The organism is Pseudomonas sp. B34(2017) (assembly GCF_002112915.1).
Taxonomy (GTDB): Bacteria; Pseudomonadota; Gammaproteobacteria; order Pseudomonadales; family Pseudomonadaceae; genus Aquipseudomonas; species Aquipseudomonas pharyngis.
The window spans coordinates 635,311-654,353 of sequence record NZ_NEJA01000004.1; the positions used below are offsets into that span (position 1 = coordinate 635,311).

18 protein-coding genes are annotated in these 19,043 nt (G+C 59.4%); 4 read left to right on the forward strand and 14 right to left on the reverse strand.

The window, feature by feature from the left end:
* Positions 1–7 precede the first annotated feature (7 nt).
* The 3 genes from CAF80_RS16325 to galE form a co-directional block, all read right to left on the reverse strand.
* Complete coding sequence (locus CAF80_RS16325; protein WP_172829496.1) at positions 8–1,123, reverse strand: polysaccharide biosynthesis/export family protein; 1,116 nt, start codon at positions 1,121–1,123, stop codon at positions 8–10.
* 90 nt (positions 1,124–1,213) lie between these two features.
* Positions 1,214–1,450 carry a hypothetical protein gene (locus CAF80_RS16330; protein WP_003226528.1) on the reverse strand — a complete coding sequence of 79 codons (237 nt, stop codon included), beginning with the start codon at positions 1,448–1,450 and terminating at the stop codon, positions 1,214–1,216.
* A 227-nt stretch (positions 1,451–1,677) separates the two neighbouring features.
* On the reverse strand, positions 1,678–2,694 hold the full coding sequence (gene galE / locus CAF80_RS16335; RefSeq protein ID WP_039772766.1) for a UDP-glucose 4-epimerase GalE: 1,017 nt from the start codon (positions 2,692–2,694) through the stop codon (positions 1,678–1,680).
* Positions 2,695–3,073: 379 nt separating this feature from the next.
* Here galE and galU point away from each other — a divergent pair, with 379 nt between their 5' ends.
* Both galU and CAF80_RS16345 read left to right on the forward strand, forming a co-directional pair.
* Positions 3,074–3,907 carry a UTP--glucose-1-phosphate uridylyltransferase GalU gene (gene galU, locus CAF80_RS16340; RefSeq protein ID WP_007951629.1) on the forward strand — a complete coding sequence of 278 codons (834 nt, stop codon included), beginning with the start codon at positions 3,074–3,076 and terminating at the stop codon, positions 3,905–3,907.
* Between the two features lie 47 nt (positions 3,908–3,954).
* On the forward strand, positions 3,955–4,362 hold the full coding sequence (locus CAF80_RS16345; protein WP_039772767.1) for a mannose-1-phosphate guanylyltransferase: 408 nt from the start codon (positions 3,955–3,957) through the stop codon (positions 4,360–4,362).
* Between the two features lie 3 nt (positions 4,363–4,365).
* On the opposite strand, the gene CAF80_RS16350 is transcribed toward CAF80_RS16345, so the two are convergent.
* Genes CAF80_RS16350 through CAF80_RS16385 form a run of 8 tightly spaced genes read right to left on the reverse strand, consistent with a single transcriptional unit; the run spans position 4,366 to position 13,852 of the window.
* Entirely contained in the window at positions 4,366–5,514 is a 1,149-nt protein-coding gene (locus CAF80_RS16350; RefSeq protein WP_074689225.1) for a GDSL-type esterase/lipase family protein, read from the reverse strand.
* Positions 5,515–5,526: 12 nt separating this feature from the next.
* On the reverse strand, positions 5,527–6,570 hold the full coding sequence (locus CAF80_RS16355) for an acyltransferase family protein (RefSeq protein ID WP_074689227.1): 1,044 nt from the start codon (positions 6,568–6,570) through the stop codon (positions 5,527–5,529).
* 12 nt (positions 6,571–6,582) lie between these two features.
* On the reverse strand, positions 6,583–7,686 hold the full coding sequence (locus CAF80_RS16360) for a hypothetical protein (RefSeq protein ID WP_039772770.1): 1,104 nt from the start codon (positions 7,684–7,686) through the stop codon (positions 6,583–6,585).
* The gene (locus CAF80_RS16365; protein ID WP_064598088.1) at positions 7,677–8,909 is read right to left on the reverse strand and encodes a polysaccharide biosynthesis C-terminal domain-containing protein; all 1,233 of its coding nucleotides are present in this window, start codon (positions 8,907–8,909) and stop codon (positions 7,677–7,679) included. Before CAF80_RS16365 ends, CAF80_RS16360 begins: the two co-directional genes overlap by 10 nt.
* Positions 8,906–10,018 (reverse strand): polysaccharide pyruvyl transferase family protein, encoded by a 1,113-nt coding sequence (locus CAF80_RS16370; RefSeq protein ID WP_039772772.1) that lies wholly within the window; start codon positions 10,016–10,018, stop codon positions 8,906–8,908. The genes CAF80_RS16365 and CAF80_RS16370 overlap by 4 nt, the downstream gene beginning before the upstream one ends.
* A gap of 14 nt (positions 10,019–10,032) precedes the next feature.
* The gene (locus CAF80_RS16375; RefSeq protein ID WP_039772773.1) at positions 10,033–11,109 is read right to left on the reverse strand and encodes a glycosyltransferase; all 1,077 of its coding nucleotides are present in this window, start codon (positions 11,107–11,109) and stop codon (positions 10,033–10,035) included.
* Positions 11,110–11,150: 41 nt separating this feature from the next.
* Positions 11,151–13,373 (reverse strand): polysaccharide biosynthesis tyrosine autokinase, encoded by a 2,223-nt coding sequence (locus CAF80_RS16380; RefSeq protein ID WP_085667459.1) that lies wholly within the window; start codon positions 13,371–13,373, stop codon positions 11,151–11,153.
* 38 nt (positions 13,374–13,411) lie between these two features.
* Positions 13,412–13,852 (reverse strand): low molecular weight protein-tyrosine-phosphatase, encoded by a 441-nt coding sequence (locus tag CAF80_RS16385; protein WP_039772775.1) that lies wholly within the window; start codon positions 13,850–13,852, stop codon positions 13,412–13,414.
* Positions 13,853–14,142: 290 nt separating this feature from the next.
* Here CAF80_RS16385 and CAF80_RS16390 point away from each other — a divergent pair, with 290 nt between their 5' ends.
* Complete coding sequence (locus tag CAF80_RS16390; RefSeq protein ID WP_085667458.1) at positions 14,143–15,087, forward strand: glycosyl hydrolase family 5; 945 nt, start codon at positions 14,143–14,145, stop codon at positions 15,085–15,087.
* Positions 15,088–15,275: 188 nt separating this feature from the next.
* On the forward strand, positions 15,276–16,202 hold the full coding sequence (tal, locus tag CAF80_RS16395) for a transaldolase (RefSeq protein WP_085667457.1): 927 nt from the start codon (positions 15,276–15,278) through the stop codon (positions 16,200–16,202).
* 73 nt (positions 16,203–16,275) lie between these two features.
* On the opposite strand, the gene rssC is transcribed toward tal, so the two are convergent.
* From rssC to CAF80_RS16410, 3 genes are all read right to left on the reverse strand, one after another.
* The gene (gene rssC / locus CAF80_RS16400) at positions 16,276–16,758 is read right to left on the reverse strand and encodes an anti-sigma factor antagonist RssC (protein WP_003226553.1); all 483 of its coding nucleotides are present in this window, start codon (positions 16,756–16,758) and stop codon (positions 16,276–16,278) included.
* Positions 16,758–17,939, reverse strand: coding sequence for a two-component system response regulator RssB (rssB, locus tag CAF80_RS16405; protein WP_041475374.1), 1,182 nt, complete (start codon positions 17,937–17,939; stop codon positions 16,758–16,760). Before rssB ends, rssC begins: the two co-directional genes overlap by 1 nt.
* Positions 17,940–18,261: 322 nt before the next feature.
* A complete protein-coding gene (locus tag CAF80_RS16410; protein ID WP_011335174.1) occupies positions 18,262–18,951 on the reverse strand; it encodes a VacJ family lipoprotein in 690 nt (229 codons plus the stop codon).
* Positions 18,952–19,043 lie beyond the last annotated feature (92 nt).

Sequence of the window (19,043 nt, forward strand, 5' to 3'; positions counted from 1 at the left end):
GGCGGCCTTATTTGCTGTTGTTACTGTATTCGCTCCAGTTCTTCGCAGCGGAAGCCCCGGTCCCGACAATCGATGCCGACGGCACCAACTGGCTGATCAGGCGATTCCAGCGAGTCACGTTGGCAGGCCCGACGTAGACCACGTCCTGAGGCCGCACTTCGAAGTGCGAGGCGAGCGCCATGGCGGTCGGCGATTCGGCTTCCAGCTGATAGATTTTCGCCGGCTCCACGTCGAGGTTTTCCACCCCGCGAATCACATACACGGCGTTGCCGTTGGAGGTGGTCTGGCTCAAGCCGCCGACCGAGCCGAGCACGTCGGACAGGTTCATGGTGGCGGTCTTGAAGCTCAGCGCACGGGGCTGGTTGACCTCGCCCATCACGTAGATGCGCTTGTTGTCGTTGTACGGCAGATACAGCTGATCGCCTCCCTTGAGGTAGACGTTCTGCAATTCGGAATCCTGCTGATTCAGCGCATCGAGATTGAGCGGATAGACCCGCCCGTTGCGCGTCAGCATCAGCCCGGACAAGTCGGCATTGTTGGTATCGACACCGGCCGAACCGAGGGCCTCGACCACGCTCAGCGGGTTGGTCGAAATCGCCTGGGGGCCGGCCTTGGTGACGGCGCCCGATACCACGACTTTCTGGCTGGCGAAACGCAGCACCGCGACATCCACTTGCGGCTCGGCAATGAACGCCGAGAGGCGTTGCTCGATGTCCGAACGCAGTTGCTGGATGGTTTTGCCGGCGGCCTGGACTTCTTTGATGTACGGGTAATACAACGTGCCGTCGGAACGCACCAGACGACCGTTGGCATCGATCTGCTGTTGCGCACCCGAAGGGGCGGTCAGCTCGGGGTGATCCCAGACCGTGATGTACAGCACATCGTTGCTGCCGATGCGGTATTCGGCCGGGGTCGCCAACAACTCCGCCGGCACCGACTCACGTTTGTACGTGGCGCGGTTCATGGCGATGAGCTTGGGGGTGATCGGAATGAGCTCGACCCGGCTGCTTTCGCTGGCGCCCTGGCGCGTGATGCTACTGGTGCTCAGGTACTGGCCGGGGGAGAACATGCAACCTTGCAAAGCGATACTTGCCAACAATAAAAGAGAAAAACGACGGGTCATAATGGCACTACGCTATTCAAGGGCGAATCCAAAAACAAAGTCACCCGACTTTCGTCGGGCGACCCTGTACTGCACCAACAGATACTTCAGTTAGTTGTGCGTGCCGGTTGTACCCGTGGTACCGGTGGTACCCGTTGTACCGCCGTTGGCACTTCCACCACTGTTGGACGCCGCTACAGCACTGGCGACCATGGCAGTACTGGCAGCAGGCGCTGTAGAAGCCGCAACACTGCCAGATACATTGGTCACTGCTGTAAGCGGCGCTTCAGCTGCGGAGGCCCAGTTGCTCAACATCGTCAACAGGGCGATCGCCATCACTTTCTTCATATCAACTCCTTTCTAACATCGCACCTGAACATCGGGTGTTGGTTAGAGGTGGTAGAGTTCAAGTCGCAAAAAGCGCGAACAAGATCCGTTGTTCTTTCACAGTCTTACGCAACTGATAAAAGTCGAACGGCAGGTTTATATCTACGGACTTGCAAAAGGCATTGCCAGTCTAATTTCCCGACGATATCTAACAACCTGACTGAAACTAACATTGCACTAAAACGCCATCATCCCTGATAACCCCGGGGATGATTCGATTGCCAGCGCCAGGTGTCGGTGACCATGTCCTGCAAGTTGCGTGTGGCTTTCCAGCCGAGTTCCTTGGCGGCCTTGGAGGCGTCGGCCCAGCTCTCGGCAATATCCCCGGAACGCCGTGGCATTACCCGGTAAGGCACCGGCTGCCCACAGGCCTGTTCGAAAGCCCGCAGCACCTGCAACACGCTGTAGCCGTCGCCGGTGCCGAGGTTCCAGGTATGAATGCCGGTACGGTCGGCGATGGTTTGCAGGGCTTTCAGGTGCCCGTCCGCCAGGTCGACGACGTGGATGTAATCACGCACGCCGGTGCCGTCGACTGTCGGGTAATCGTCGCCGAAGATCGACAACTCCTTGAGGCTGCCGACCGCCACCTGGCTGATGTAAGGCACCAGATTGTTGGGAATGCCGTTGGGATCTTCGCCCATCTGCCCGCTGTGATGCGCGCCGATCGGGTTGAAGTAGCGCAGCAGCGCGATGCTCCAGCGCGGTTCGGACTGGCACAGGTCGCGCAGCACATTCTCGACGATCAGCTTGGACTGGCCGTAGGGATTGGTCGGAGTGCCGGTCGGGAAATCCTCGCGGATCGGCATCTGCGCCGGCTCGCCGTAGACCGTGGCGGACGAGCTGAACACCAGTCGGAACACCCCCGCCGCTGCCATTGCCTGGCACAGCGTGATGCTGCCGCTGACGTTGGTTTCGTAGTATTCGAGCGGCTTGCGCACGCTCTCGCCGACAGCCTTGAGCCCGGCGAAATGCAGTACGGCATCGATGGCGTGCTGCTGGAAAATCCGGTCCAGCAGGGCCCGGTCACAGACATCCCCGCGAATCATCAGCGCACTTTTGCCGCAAATGGCTTCTACCGCGTGCAAGGCGGCGTCGCTGCTGTTGCAAAGATTATCCAGAACTACAACTTCATAACCTGCTTCAAGTAGTGCAAGTGTGGTGTGCGAGCCGATATAGCCGGCGCCACCCGTTACCAGAATCTTCATAGCGCGGTCCATAAGTGGGAAAAGTGCCAACTCGCGTGTCAAGCGCTGTTTGTTTAATGTGTGTCTTGATTCACACAAACCGCGCGACAACAACCAGAAACAAAAACAGTTCAATCACTGGCTATAAATATTTTTACAAGCCAAACTGTATTGCCTGGTACTTATTAGCACTCCCGCGCATTCATCACTATCAACGGATGCCGACTAAAAATAACCAATAACTGTCAAACCGACATCTCATAACATTGTCGTGTTTTACACTCATTGCTATTTGCCACTCATCTCCCGAGTCAGGTATTAAAGTACAGCTTCAATAACTTGCAACCTTCGTTATTGCAATAAACGATGGCAGTGCGCCATGAATGACCAGGAAACTTTTATGATCCGTAAATGTTTGTTCCCCGCTGCCGGTTATGGCACGCGTTTCTTGCCGGCCACCAAAGCCATGCCCAAGGAAATGCTGCCGATCGTCAACAAGCCGTTGATCGAATACGCCGTTGAAGAAGCACGGGACGCCGGCCTGCAACACATGGCCATCGTCACCGGCCGGGGCAAGCGCGCACTGGAAGACCACTTCGACATCAGCTACGAACTCGAACACCAGATTCGCGGCACCGAGAAAGAGAAGTTCCTGGCCGGTACTCGCGAGCTGATCGACACCTGCACCTTCTCCTACACCCGTCAGGTGGAAATGAAAGGCCTGGGCCACGCGATTCTCAGCGGCCGCCCGTTGATCGGTGACGAACCCTTCGCTGTGGTTCTCGCGGACGACCTGTGCCTGAACCTCGAAGGCGACGGCGTACTGACGCAGATGATCGAGCTGTACAAGAAATTCCGCTGCTCGATCGTCGCCATCCAGGAAGTGCCGCGCGACCAGACCCACAAGTACGGCGTGATCGCCGGCGAAGCGATTTCCGAGGGCATCTACCGGGTCAACCACATGGTGGAAAAACCGGCCCCGCAAGACGCACCGTCGAACCTGGCGATCATCGGCCGCTACATCCTCACGCCGGACATCTTCGACCTGATCGCCGACACCGAGCCGGGCAAGGGCGGCGAAATCCAGATCACCGACGCCCTGATGAAACAGGCGCAGAACGGTTGCGTGCTGGCCTACAAATTCAAGGGGCTGCGCTTCGACTGCGGCGACGCCGAGGGTTACCTGCAGGCGACCAACTTCTGCTACGACAACGTTTACCTGAAGGGCCGCTGAGCGGCCCCCACTGATTCATTGCGGCACGCACATCCAACGAGGCAACCATGAACATTGCACAACATTCCGCAGAGATTGAACGTGAGGTGGACAACCTCGGGGTGATGAGCTGGTTATCCCGCCATCAGCCATTGCCCAGCGCCAATGGCCCGTGGCTGGGCACCCTGCTGCTGGTCGACCGTCTCGGCGTGTTTCCCTCGTCCGGGGACATACGCCGACCGATGCGCGATCCCTATCCTCTGCTCGCCCACCTGAAACGGATCTACGGCGAGCAGGCGCTGGAGGTCGATGACCGCGACGGCCTGAAGATGATCTTCAGCGACTGGCGTTTTCGGGTGCGGATCTGCTGCAACGACCCGGCGATCATTGTCAATGTGGAAACCCGTTGCGTGACGCAGTTGATGCCGCAGAAAACCGCAGAGCTGCTGAGCCATCTGGATCTGTTCGACAACTGACGGCTACTTCGAAGTCTCGCCACAGCTATCCTGTGGCGAGACTTTTTGCTGTCCGCCCACGACCCAACGATAGAAGTAATCGGCAATCACCCGCCCGCCCGTGGCCGGCACCGGATGAATCTTGTCCGGCCCGATCATGGCCGCTGCGTAGCGTTTGACGTCGGTGCCGAACGCACATTGCAGATTTGCATAACCCAGACGCTGCTCACGGGCCCAGGGCTCGATGACCTGCGCATAAGCCGACATCGGATAGGCGCTGGAGCGGGTGGTGTCCTGACGCAGGATCAGGTTGATGCTAGCCGCCGGCTGAATCTCGCGGAGCATGCCGACCAGCCCCTGAACGTTATGCAGATACTGCTCGGGCTTCACGCCAAAACCCTGATCGTTGCCACCGAGCATGATCAGGTAAATGTCTGCGGGAATCTTCGATACCACAGCTTTCCACTGCGCCTGCCAGCGGGCATCGTCGTGGTAGAAATCAGCGGATGCCGCGCCGGACGCCGCCAGTTTCGACACCCGAACCCCGTTCTGATCGTTGCTCAGCCACAGGCCGAACAGGGTCGGCGCGCCTTTCACCACTTCCAGCCTTAAGGCCCAATCGGTCGCTGCCGATGTGCCGGACAGCGGGACTTCCTGTACGCCCTCGCCCGCGAGTTTCAACGGCTGCCAGTCGGCGGAGGGTGACCAGCGATAACGCAACTCACTGGACTCGCCGTTGCCGAGGTAGAGCAGTTTCGCCTGAGTGACTGCGGTGTTGATGGCAGGCGTCGGGCTGGCCTCGACTTGCAGCCAGGCGCCGGGGTGGCCGGTCACCGTGCGGCTGTCGGGGCTGGCCTGGCCGAGGCCGGAGACCTGCCAGTCGCCGCCGAAGTATTTTTCGCTGCTGCGGGTGTACTTGAAATGCGTGCCGCCGAGCGCTGCACCGTGGTTGAACCCGACATACCCCGGCCCGGCAAACCCGACCTCTCCGGCCACGCGCTGCACCAGTTTGTTCAGGTAGAAGTCCTGCCCCGCGCTGTAGCTGTCGCCGATCACCGAGATCGATAACACCTTGCCGGCCTTGCCTTCGCGCCACTGGCCAAACCGCTCGCGAGCGTCGCCGACCTGCACCACCGACGCCGCCATCGGCGGCACATCATCAACAGCCAGCATGAATCGCTTCCTTCATCGAATCTGCGCCACCGGGGCAATGGTCGCCGCCGGCTTCTTTTTGGTCGCGGCACGTTCGCCGAGGAACAGCACGGAGGTGAAGTTGAAGCGGCTGAAAATCATCGACAACACCACAGGCCCGAGCAAGCCACACGTCAAACCGCAGAACACCAGCACGCTTTCGTCCTTCACACCCAGGCGGCCGAGGATCGAACGCGACGTAGCGGCGAACAATACGTGAAAGAGGAAAATTGCGTAGGAGTAACCGCCAAGCCAGGTCAACGTCTTCGAGCGCATGTCACTCGACAGTAACGCGATGCAGGATACGCAGCCCACCGTCAGGCCGATCAGGCTGCGGCGGTCGACGATCAGTTCGCGATCCACCGCCGCCACGTACAGCAGCGTCAGCGAGATCAGCACAAATACCAGCGGGCCGATCACCTTGAACGTCTGCTTCAGCTCGCTGACTTTCTCCTGGCCGATCATGCCCGCCACGAAGAACGGCAGCAGATAAATCGCCCCGTTGATGCCGAACGCGTCCACGGGAAACGGCGGCAACAGGAACACCGCCGCCGCGAAGGCGAACAACAGGTACAGGCGCGTCGGTGTACGCAACAAACCGCGCCACTCCAGCAGGCCGACGAACATGAAAATGATGAACACCGCCTGCAGAAACCAGAAGTGGTTGATCGGCACGTAGAACGACAACAGCGCATCCATCACGCTGACGTCCTTGTTCACGCCCGGCCCCACCGCCTGCAACACCGAGAACGGCACACCGACGCAAAACAGCGGCACGATCAGGCGCCGCACCTTGCCGCTGAAGAACGCGGAAAAGTCATTACCGCGAATCTTGTAGAGGGAATAGATGTAGCCGGAGATGAAGGTGAACAGCGGCATCCGCACGTACACCATCGAATCGGCGATCACCCGGAACGGCGAGCCGATGTCGATTTTCAAACCACCGCCCAACGGCCCGATCACGTGATAGAGCACCAGCAACAGGCACGCCAGGCCACGCAGGGTTTCGATCTCCAGGGACTTTTTCTTGCTCGACATAAAGCACCCGCCTCAATTCAGAATTCTTGATTCAACCTTCGCCGGTTTGTTCGCCCGCAGCATCAACCCCAGGCCCACGAACAGCACCGGCACCACCATCGAAAAGTGCCGGGCGAACGAACCGAAGTCCGGCTCGAACAAGCCCTGAACCAATAGAAACGCCAGTGGAATCGCGATCAGTTCCTTGGGTTTGGTCTGGATCGGTGCGCCCTTGTAATCGGTCGAGGTGATGACTTTGAACAGCAGCAGCGCGGTCATGATCATCAACGCCACGAAGATCACCTGGCCCGGCCCGGACAGCAGGATCAGCTCAACGGGAAACGACAAGCGGAAGAAAATGATCATCGAGTCCAGGGCCTGCGAGACGAAATCGCTGCCGCTGAGCCACGAGACGATCAGCGATTTGGACCCCTCTTCGCCCGCCGTGCGCAGTTCGTTGTTGCTGGCGCGAATCGACGACACCGGAAAGCCCAGCGCCAGCTGGATCGCCATGGCGACCGCGAGATAGAACAGGAACAGCATCAGGAAGAAGGTGGTGCGCGAGACGTATTTCTTCATCACGCAGACGCCGACCCAGGACAGCGAAAACAGAATCCAGTAAGGCCGGATCAGCACGCCGTAGATCACCGCCGAAAGGAAAAATCCGCCGCGATATTTGCGCGTCAGCGAGCTGAACAGAATGCTCAACACCGCCACCGACACGATGATTTCCTTGGTCAGGTTTTCCAGAAAAAACGAACGTACGATGCCCCACAGGCACAGGGTTCCGAAGATGGTCAGCGGCATGCGCCGGAACACCACCACGGGAATCGCCGTGAGGAAAAAGTTGCAGAACATCCCGTAGGCCCAGGCGTTGGTCAGGTTGATCCCGGTGGGCCGCAGCAGGAATGCCGAACACTCGTAGGACGAGCGATCCGGCGAGAACGGGTTCCAGAAATTACAGTTGTCGGCCCGGGCATAGGACGACCACAGGGTCATCGCATCCGGGCCCGGATCGCGCGGCACCAGCAGCGGCATGGCCACGGACAGAAACAGCCCGGTGAACAGGATCAGGAACGACAGCGACGAATCGAGACGGCGACCACGAAACTCGATGCACGGCAGTTTCAGGCCCATGACACGACAGCCTTTTTCGCCCGCGTGGCACGGGTCAGCAGCGCAATCACGCCGAGCTGCACGGTGATCGCGAAGACGTTGCCCCAGGCCGCGCCGTAGATCGAATAATGCTTGATCAGCAGGTAACTGACCGGCACTGAAACCAACAGGCAAATGGCCGCACTGGCGAGGGACACCCGACTGTTTTTCGACGCGATCAATCCGCCCCAGACGATGTCACCAATGGCGCGCAGGGCGAAGGAGAAAATCAGCACGCCGAGGATGCCGTTGTCCGGACGCGGAACGCTGGTGGCGACGTAATCGAGCACCACGTTGAAGAACAGATAAATGCCCACCGCCACCGCCGCCGACACCACCAGCGAACGCGCGACCCACTTGTTCACGAACAACTGCCGGACCGTGAACGGTTGCTGATCGGCCTGATAACGCTTGGCGAGCAGCGGAATGCCGACCACCGCCACCACCGCGTAAGACAAAGCCTGCAAGGTGTTGGCCGCCGACCACGCGTACACGTATTTACCGAGGCTGGCGTAGGGTTCGAGGTCGATGATCAGAAAGCGTTCGGCGTACTGACTCAGCGCGATCAGGCCAGTGCCGAGGTAAAACGGCAACCCGGCTTTCCACACGGCGGCGGTGGCCAGCGTCCCCTCTTCCCGCCCGCGATGAACATTCACCACGATCAGGTAACCGGCGACAATCACCAGCACGTTGGCGATGACCCACAGCCACAACACACTGGCGATTGCGGACACCCAACCGAGCGCCATCCCGCCCACGGCCAGCAGCGCCCAGAGCCCGGTCTTGATGAAGAACAGCAGCGCACCCGCCGTGGCTTTCTGTGCAGAAAACACGAACGAGTTGATCTCGAACGACAGGTGTTCGGTGAGCAGCACCAGCGTCACGCAGGCGATCAGCGCAGCCGTCGCTTCCACCGACTGGAACAGCGAATAAATCACCACCGTCAGCACCGACAACGCCAGGCCCACGGCCAGGTACAGCAGCAGCACTTTGTCCACGACCCGGCGCGAACTGCCGCCCACGCTGATCAGCCGATTGATTTCGGAACTGAAACCGACGCTGTAGAACTTCGACGCGATCAACGACGCCGCGACCACCACGCCGTAAAAACCCAGCGCCTCGTAACCGAGGTAATGGGTGATGGCGAGCACCAGCAAGAACTTCGCGCCCAGTGCTCCGCCGCGCAGCAACAGCCGGAATATCATCGAATGACGCCCTTGATGATGTCGTCCATGGCCACGGTTTTCGCCTCGATCTCGCGGCAGGTGTCGGTCAGGCGTTTGCCGAAATTCGACAGCGCGTCCGGCGCGTAAACCGTGTCGATGATAGTGTCGACATTGATGTCGCCGCCGTTGATGACCCAGTCCTCGACGCCCATGTCCTGATAGGCGCCGAAGCCTTTGCGTTCGTAGCTGATGTGATACGCCGGCACACCCGAGAGCAGCGATTCGATTGCGCCGTGCAGGCGCACGGAAATCACCAGGTCCGGTTGGTATTTGGCCAGCGTTGCTTTCAGTGGCAACAGGTCTTCGGTGATGCCCAGTTCGCGATAGAACGCGCCGTCATCGTTACCGCGCACGGCGCTCTGTACGGCACAGACCACTTTGCTTTTGTTCTTCAAGCGCTGCAGCAGCACCTTCAGGTTGGCCACGTAGGCGAGCTTCTTTTCCTTGCTCCATGCCGGCGGTTTACGCAGCACCACGCACACCGTGGCCGGCGTCGAAGCGCAGCGGGTGAACTTGGGTTGCTGGAGGATCTTGCCGGCAAGGGCCTGCACCGCGAGGTCCGGCGCGCGGTAGACATTTTCACAGGCATCGAACAATGCCGAGGAGCGGTTATCGCGCACGAACACCGCGTCGGCGCTGGCGTAATGGCCGACGATCTTGTCGCTGTCGCCGTGAAATGGCCCGATGCTTTGCGGCAGGTACACCGACGGCACTTTGCTGAGGATCGCGGTTTCCAGCTGCTTGGCGTGGCCGAGTTTCAGCTTGATGTGCTCGAAGGCACTTTTCGAGCGCATGTAGCCGCCGCCAACACCGACGATCAGATCGGTTTTCTTCAACAGATCCGCAAGACCGGCGTAGGACTGATTGAGGAACACTGCCTGCTTGACCCGACCCAGGCCCTTGGCCGCCATCACCGGCGCATCGAAGCGCGGGTGCGGCAGGTACTTGAAAGAGTCCGGATCGGAAGCCACCACACTGATCGCGGTGTCTTCGCCAAAGTTGCGCTGCACCAGCGCGATAGCCAGATCGACCAGCAGACCATCGCCGGAATTGGAGGCACTGTAGCCATGCAAAATCGTTACGTTCATGAGCGGAGTTCTACTTAATAAGAGGGAGCGGAATACACGTCGTAGGTCTGGCGGATCATCAACGCGGCGCTGAAACGCTCGCGGACGATGCGCCGACCTTCGATGCCGAGGGCCGACAACGCAGGCTTCTGGATTTTCTTCAGGCGATCGGCCAGCGCCTGGTGGTCACCGGCGGGGAACACGTAACCGGACACACCATGGGTGACCAGTTCGGGCAACGACGTGCAGTCGCTGGCGATCACCGGCAGGCCCAGCGCCATGCCTTCCAGCGGCACCATGGCAAAGCCTTCCCAGCGGCTCGGCACGATCAGCGCATCGGCTTTCTGATACAGCGCGTGAACCTCGGTTGGCGTCACCCAGGGCAGGTATTCCACCCCGTCCAGCGGCGGACATTCGACCACGTCCTCGTTCACTGCACTGCCCACCACCGTCAGTTTCAGGTCGCTGCGCTTTGCTTCGCTGTAAGCCTTGAGCAATACGTCGAAGCCTTTCTGATAGTCGAGGCGACCGACGAACAGCAGATGAATCGGTGCCGGATCGTTGGCCTTGCGTTCTTCATGCTTGTGATCGATGCCGTTGTAGATCAGCGTCATGCGCTTGCGCTCGATGCCAAACTTCGCGGCCTTGTCCAGTTCGAACTGGCTGACGCAGATGATCGTGTCCGTGACCTTCTGCAGCACCCGTTCGATCCCCGCATAGAGTTTCTGCTTGATCGGCGAACTTTCCATCAGGAACGAGAACGCATGGGGGCAGTAGACGATTTTCGGCTTGCGCCACGGCCGCAGGAGCACGCACACGCAACGGCCGATCACCCCGGAAAAGGTGCTGTGCAAATGCACCACGTCGGGTTTTTCCTTGAGCAGGACCCGCGCCAGTTGCCAGGCAAAACGCAGCAGCGACGGCACATTCCGCCCGCTTCGGGCGAAGGTGCGGATCTGCTGTGGATCGATGCCGTGCAGCTCTTTCTTCTGGTCGAGCGGGACCAGATACACCAGCTCATAGCGCCCGTCTTCGGGAGCCGCCGAAATTGTGCGGATGACCGTCGCCACCCCACCTTTGATCGTTTCCGCCACGTGCAGTATTTTTTTCACAACTCCCCCACTTTCATGCCTGTAAGAACCGTCGCTGAATTTCAGGACTGGTCGGACGCGTATTCGTAGTTGTAATAGCTGCCGTTGCCGTAATAGCTGGCCGCGCGCTTCTCGACGCCGTTGAACACCGCGCCTTTCAACTCGATACCGTTCTGGGCGAAACGCCGGATCGTCATTTCGATTTCCTTGGCCGGGTTTACCCCGAACCGCGCGACGATCAGACTGATGCCGGCCTCGCGACCGACAATCGCCGCATCGGTCACGGCCAGCAGCGGTGGCGTGTCGATGATCACCACGTCATAGCGCTCGCTGAGTTGCGCCAGCAGGTCGCGGAAATTGGCGTGCATCAACAGTTCGGAAGGGTTAGGCGGGACCTGGCCACGGCTGATGAAGTGCAGGTTGTCGACCTCGACCTTGTTGATCGCCTGATCGAGGGTGCAGCGCTTGACCAGCAGATCCGACAAGCCGTTGGTGATCGGCGTGTTCAGCGTCTTGTGCAGATGCCCCTTGCGCATGTCGGCGTCGATCAGCACCACGCGCTGCCCGCTCTGGGCCATGACCGCTGCGAGGTTGGAAGAGACGAAGGTCTTGCCGACCTGCGGGCTCGGGCCGGAAATCATGATGCGGTTGTTGGTCGAATCCAGTGCGGCGAAGTGCAGGCAGGTGCGCAGGCTACGGATCGATTCGATGGACAGGTCCGTAGGGTTGCGCAGGGCCAGCAGGTACGCCGGCGTGTCCGCCGCGACTTTGGCCCGGACTTTTTTGCTGTCCTCTTCCTGTTGCAGGGCGCTGTAGGGAATCGACGCGTAGACCGGCAAGCCGAGCTGCTCGATGGCTTCCGGCCCTTCCAGGCCCTTGCTCAGGGATTTGCGCAACAGCACCAGCGCCACGCCGACGAAGGCGCCGAGGAAGGTGGCGATCAACACGATCAGGGCTTTTTTCGGTTTGACCGGGCTGGTCAGGTCGACATCCGCCGTATCCACCAGACGCACGTTACCCACAGCGCCCGCGCGAACGATGTCCAGCTCCTGGGATTTGTTCAGCAACTGGGTGTAGATCTGCGAGGCAACTTCGACATCGCGGGTCAGGTTGAGCAGTTCCTGTTGTGTGGCCGGCAGGTCCTGGACCTTGCCTTCCAGCGAGCGCTGTTGCTGGGTCAATTCGCCAATCTGGGTCATCAGCGCGCGGTAGGCCGGGTGCTGTTTGGTGAACTTGCGATCCATCTCCGCCTGTTGCAGTTTCAGCTCGGAAATCCGCGTTTCGAGCGCCACGGACTGGCCGAGCACCGATTGGGTTTCCATGGAGATGTTCACGGTCTTGCCGTGGGTCTGGTAGGCGTTGAGCGCATCGCTGGCCTTGGCCAGGTCACGCTTGACCTGCGGCAACTGGCTTTGCAGGAAGGCCAGGCTTTGCGCCGCTTCGGCGGAGGTGCGGCGCACGTTCTGATCGACGTACAGCGCGGCGATCTTGTTGAGGATCTTCACCGCTTCGGCGGCGTCGCTGCTGGCCAGGGCCAGACGGATGATGCCGGACTCCTTGCCTTGCTCGGAGATGTCCAGCGCGTCCTGATAACCCTGGATGGTCACGATTCGTGGGTTGCGCACCACTTCGAAACGGGTTCCGGGATTGGCCAACAGTTGCGCGACCTGCCCTTCTACACCGTCCTGCGCGAAGGCTTCGCCCGCCACGCCTTCGACCAGCAGGTTGTCGTTATCATCCAACAGCTGAAAGCGATGTTGTTCGCCGGCAATCAGGGTGAGTTTCTTGCCCAGCAGTTCCTTGGGCAGATTGAGCTTGGCAAACTCCAGGCGTTCACCGCCCCAGGCGTAGCTGCTCAGACCGAAACGCGGCGGCGCGACGCTGAGTTCGGTCTCACCGCGATAGCGCCGGGAAAGAAAGCCACCGATCAGCGGGAAGGTGTTGGGGGTGACGTCGATATCCAGGCGCAGGTCGTCGACCGTTTTGCCGATTACCGCGCGGGATTTGATGATGCCGATTTCGGTCACCGATGGCGATTGCCCGCCGAGCATGCTGTTGAGGTCGGAAAAACCGAGCATGTCGTTCTTTTTCGGTTCGACCTGCACCAGCGCGTTGGCCGGGTACACCGGCGTGGCCAAAATCGCATAGGCCACACCGGTCATCATGAACGCGCCGGTGAACGCACCGATCAACCATTTCTGATCGATCAGGCTGCCGAAGATGCCGAGAAGATCAATACTGTCTTGATCGTTGTCGCGGGTGCCGATTACTGACGGTAACTGCATAAGTCTTTCTTACCATTCACTGAACTGAAGAATATTCATCAACGCGCCAGGCGTTGCGCCCATGAGCTAACAGCATCTTCAATCAATGCATGGGCATGAATAAAAGCGGCCTGCCCCTGACGATACGGGTCCTGTATTTCTCGTTCGCTCTGCCACTTGCCCAGCAGAAACACTTTGCCCCTGGCGTGAGAGGCAATCTTCAGTACTTGATTAACATGTTGTTTTTCCATCACCAGAATCAGGTCTGATTCATTGACGATGTCTGCTGTCAGTTGCCGCGCCTTGAACCCTTCGGCACTGTGCCCGCGGTCTTCCAGCACCTGGCGCGCGGTCGACTCCATGCCTTCGCCGACCCGTGCAGACAGGCCTGCGGAGGTCACGCTGATCGCCGAGGGTGTCAGTGCATTGCGCAACAGAAGTTCCGCTGTCGGACTTCGGCAGATATTGCCTACGCAAACGACAAGAATCTTTTTGAACAAGGTTTACTTTCCCGTGTAATGTCAATCGGCCAACATGCCTTGCAAATTCGAATGAACCCGCAAGACCTTCCTTCACTCGGAAATAGATTCACCCTTAATACCGATGCATTAAGTACCACGGCCTCTAAAAGTCCCCCAACCAGAATTACCGGACTAAAAATAACTGTGATTTTCAGGCGAAAGTTTTCCGACAAAAAATAACATTCGTGCACTTAGCATCCATATTGCCCTCGAAACCTGTGTAACGAGATAACCCTTCGCTAGATGTCATTCTCATCAGGAGAGCCGACATGAAATCAGCACATCTCAAACATCTGGGTGCCGCCGCCCTGTTGACGCTCAGTGCCACCGCGCAGGTTCACGCCAGTACGCTGTTCCCGTCATTGCCCACCCGAACCATTGGCGTTCAGGTCAAGATCCAGAACTTCACCCCGGCGGACGCCGAGCAGATCAAAGCAGCCGGATTCAGCTTTGTGCGCTTTGGCGTCTGGAGCGACAGCCTCGGCGGCAAGACCTACCAGAAACAGATCAGCGATGCGTTTGCGACGGCGCGGTCCGCCGGGTTGCCGGTCTTGATGACCGTTCGCGCCACCAAACCGTTGACCGGTGACCTGACCACCGCCGGTGAAGCCTTTGCCAACGCGGTGAGCGGGCTTGAGCAAGCCTGGAGCGCGCAACTGGTGGGGATCGAAATCTGGAATGAGCCGGACCTCGACACCTACTGGCCCACTGGAGACTTCAAAAACACCTTCGTGCCGTTCATGACGGCCATGTGCAAGACGCTGCAGGGCAAACCGCAATCGACGCCTTTGGTGGGCTTCGGTTTTGCCCGTCCGCCGACGGCCGGCTCCGCCTCGACCGTGGCCCTCAACAGCATCCTCGGCACTTATCCTGAGTGCCTGGATGCCATTTCCTATCACCCTTACGGCATGACCGCGACCCAGATCAGTAACGCGCAGACCTTCATCCAGCAAAACTTCCGTCTGCCGGGCGTTATCAGTGAATGGGGCGTCTCGGCGCTCGCCTCCAACGGCGGGCCGGAAGGGCAAGCCAGTAAAATCGCTGCGTTTATCGCCGATGTTAAAAAACTCAACATTCCGCTGACGTCGATTTATGAATGGAAGAACAGCGAGTCGGGCAGTAACGACCGGGAGAAGAATTTCGGCCTGCTGACCTCCGACGGCCAGCCGAAACCGGCACAGACGGCGGTCTCGACGCATTTGAACGCCGATTAAGCCGTACAGCGGGTCAGTTGCTTTGAACCTGTGGTTCTTTTTGGCATCGTATTGATCGATAACGCGCCCCGCCTTTCAAACAGCCGTTTTCAGGTTGTTGCCACCGGGACGCTCGATACGCCGACATGCCCTTGAGTGGCTGTCGGCGCTCGGGTAATGTCACCAGACCCATAGGACAGAGCACGCTCATGACTTCCAAGCTGGAACAACTCAAACAGTTCACCACCGTCGTGGCCGACACCGGCGACTTCGAAGCGATTGCCCGGGTCAAACCGGTCGACGCCACCACCAACCCTTCCCTGCTGCTCAAGGCAGCGGCCATCCCGGCCTACGCCGAACTGCTGAACGCCAGCGTCGGCGACTGCAAGGGCGATGTCGGCCTGGCCAGCGACCGTTTCGGCGTCGCGGTCGGTCAGGAAATCCTCAAGGTCATTCCGGGCCGCATTTCCACTGAAGTGGATGCGCGCCTGTCGTTCGACAAGGACGCGGTGCTCAAACGCGCCCACCGCCTGATCGAGCTGTACGACAAGGCCGGCGTTGGCCGTGACCGCGTACTGATCAAGATCGCCTCGACCTGGGAAGGCATCCGCGCCGCCGAGATCCTCGAAAAGGAAGGCATCCAGACCAACCTGACCCTGCTGTTCTCCTTCGCTCAGGCCGCTGCCTGCGCCGATGCCGGTGTGTTCCTGATCTCGCCGTTCGTGGGCCGCATCTACGACTGGTACAAGAAGGCCAACGGCAACGACTACACCGGTGCCGACGATCCGGGCGTGCAGTCCGTGACGCGCATCTACAACTACTACAAGGCCAATGACTACAAGACCGTGGTCATGGGCGCGAGCTTCCGCAATCTGAGTCAGATCGAGCAACTGGCCGGCTGCGACCGCCTGACCATCAGTCCGGACCTGATCGAGAAACTGGCAGCCGACACCGGCAAGCTGGAACGCAAACTCGCTCCGGGCCACGCTGGCGAGGCGCGTCTGAGCCTCAACGAAGCGCAATTCCGCTGGTTGTCCAACGAAGACGCGATGTCCACCGAAAAACTGGCCGAAGGCATCCGTCAGTTTGCCCGCGACCAGGAAAAACTCGAGGCGCTGCTGCAAGCCAAGCTGTAATCGGCCAAGCGCAAACGCAAAAAGGGCGAACCCTCACAGGTTCGCCCTTTTTTGTGCCTCGCGGCCTGGCTGATCAGTGCCGTTCGAGGGCATTCACCAGGTCATGGAAGGCTTCGCGGTTGGAGTCGTTCAGGCCCATGAGGATCTTGTGCGCTTCGAGCACCTTGATCCGCACCACCTCTTCCGACTGGTCCTGATCCGGCAGGTCATCAAGGCATTCCGGGCACGGCACGGGATGGTTGACGATATTGAACACCTGCTCGAAACCCATCGACTGCAGCAGACGGGTGATGTCCTCGTGGGTGGTGACCACGGTCGGCAGCAGGCCGACCTTCTGCCGCGACAGGATCGACAGTTTGGCCAGCAGGCCCAACGTGGTGCTGTCGATGCTGCGGGTTTCGGTCAAATCGATCACGATCGCGTTGAAATTCAGCGCGGTGAAGATTTTTTCAATAGTCGCATCCAACGCCGAACACAGGGTCAGGCGAACTTCACCGACGAACTTCAGGACGAAGGTGCCGTCCTGCTCGGCGAACTGGATTCTACCGGTACTCATCAAAGATTCCTGCTCAACACCAACAGGGCGATATCATCCGGCATCTCCCCTAGCGTGGCCAATCCAAAAACCTGCCGCAGACCATCCAGGCTGCCGCCCGCCGACTTCACCTTTTGCGGTAAAGCGGCTTCTTTCTCTTTGAGTGTGGGCTCTGGCAAAAGATCCAGAATGCCATCAGACATCAGCGTCAGGCTGAACGTCGGTGGCAGCTCGAGCACGTGGTCTTCGTAGGTGGCTTCGTTGAAAAGCCCCACCGGCAGACCGCGCCCCTCGAGGTAGCGAACACTGTCAGGCGTGTACAACACAGGCAACGGCAGATGGCCGCCGATGCTATAGGTCAACAAACCGGTCTCCTCGTCGATGACTCCACCGACCATTGTGACGTGTTTACCCAGCTTACAACTGATCAGCCCCCGGTTGATATGACCGAGGACTTCCGAAGGCTTGAATTCCGGCAGCGTGCCGTTGCGCTTGGATTCGAACAGCAGGCGCGTGGTCATGAACTTCAGCAGCACGGTGACGAACGCCGAAGAGGCGCCATGACCCGAAACGTCCGCCAGATAGAACGCCACCCGGCGCTCGTCGACCCGGAAGTAATCGACAAAATCACCCGACAGGTACAGCGACGGGATGATCTGGTGCGCGAACCTGAATTCGTCGATGGCCCACGGACTTTCCGGCAGCATGTTCATCTGCACCTGGCGACCGGCGTTCTGGTCTTCCTGGAGCAGGTTCAGGCTGGCTTCGAGTTCGCGGTTGGCCTTTTCCAGTTTCTCGCGGTAGCGCTGGTTTTCCAGCAGCAGACGCGCACGATCCAGGGCCCGGCGCACGGAGTGCTCGAGCACGGCCAGATCTTCGAGAGGCTTGATCAGATAATCCGCCGCGCCCAGGCGCAGGGCCTCGACCGCGTCATTCATCACGCCGGCGCCCGAGACCACGATCACCGGTGTCTGCGGCGACCGCTCAGTGACCTGACGGATGAGTTCGAGACCGCCCATCTGCGGCATGCGCAGATCGCAGATGACCAAGTCGGGCGTGTCTTGCTCGAATACCTGAAGACCCTGCTGGCCGTTACTGGCCTGCAAGACGCTGAAACCACTGTCTTCCAAATAGGCCGCGAGGCTCGCGCGCACTACTTCGTCATCATCGATTATCAGCAGCGTGGCACTGGTTTTTGGCATGTGGGCAAACGGCGCCAGAATTAGGTTGGCGTAGCAGGCGGGGCAACGGCCCGGCGCAGACTACTGGATTCGCTTTCTAGCCTCTCTGCTGCACCGCTTCGGAGCGTTTGCCCCGCACACGGTTGCACCAGAGGTGCCCTTCTAAGGCGCAGACGGTACTCCCATCCTTCGAGCGTTTCAAGCATGCGCCGATGGTCGCTTGGAGACTTTGTTTGTCAAATCACTCGCAGTTATAAGAACGGCTTCAACCGTAACCCAATCATTGGACGCGCCCACAAAAAAGGCGACCTCGCGGTCGCCCTTTCATACCGATCAATCGAGATCAGAAATCGTCTTCAACCTGCCCGTCCTTGACCTTGAACTCGCGGTTCTGCAGGTAGGCGTTGCGGATGAAGGTGTACTTGTCGCCGCTGATCAGCTTCTCGCTCGACAGCAGGCTGGCACGGGTGTCGACGATGTTCAGGCCGAAAATCGAGTTACGCACCGGCACGTCGTTGATGTAGCGATACGGGCCGGTGAAGCTGTCGACGTACTTGGACGGCGCGTCACGCAGGGTGCTCGGGCCCATCAGCGGCAGCATCACGTAAGGACCGCTGCCGACGCCCCAGTAGCCGAGGGTCTGGCCGAAGTCTTCGTCGCTGCGGTTCAGGCCCATTTTGGTGCCGACGTCGAAGAATCCGAGCAGGCCGAACGTGGTGTTGAAGATCAGGCGCGCGGTGTCGACGCCAGCGGCGGCCGGTTTGGCCTGAAGAATGTTGTTCGCCAGGTTGGTGACATCACCGACGTTGCGGAACATGTTGTGGATGCCGTCTTCCAGGAATTGCGGAGTAACAAATTCGTAACCCTGCGCCAGCGGCTTCAGCGCATAGGTATCAACGAAATCGTTGAACTGGAAAATCGGACGGTTGACGCTTTCCCAAGGATCTTCTTCCGTTGCGGCCTGAGCGGCGAACGGCACCAGCATTACGCTGGCACATACACAAAGCTGAGCAAGAGGATGGCTCCAGCGCATAGAAAACTCCTTGGATAGTACGGACGCAGCACCTGGGCCGCGGCGATTAGTGCGTCAGTATAAGACGGAAACGGCGCTTTAGGCAGTTCCCC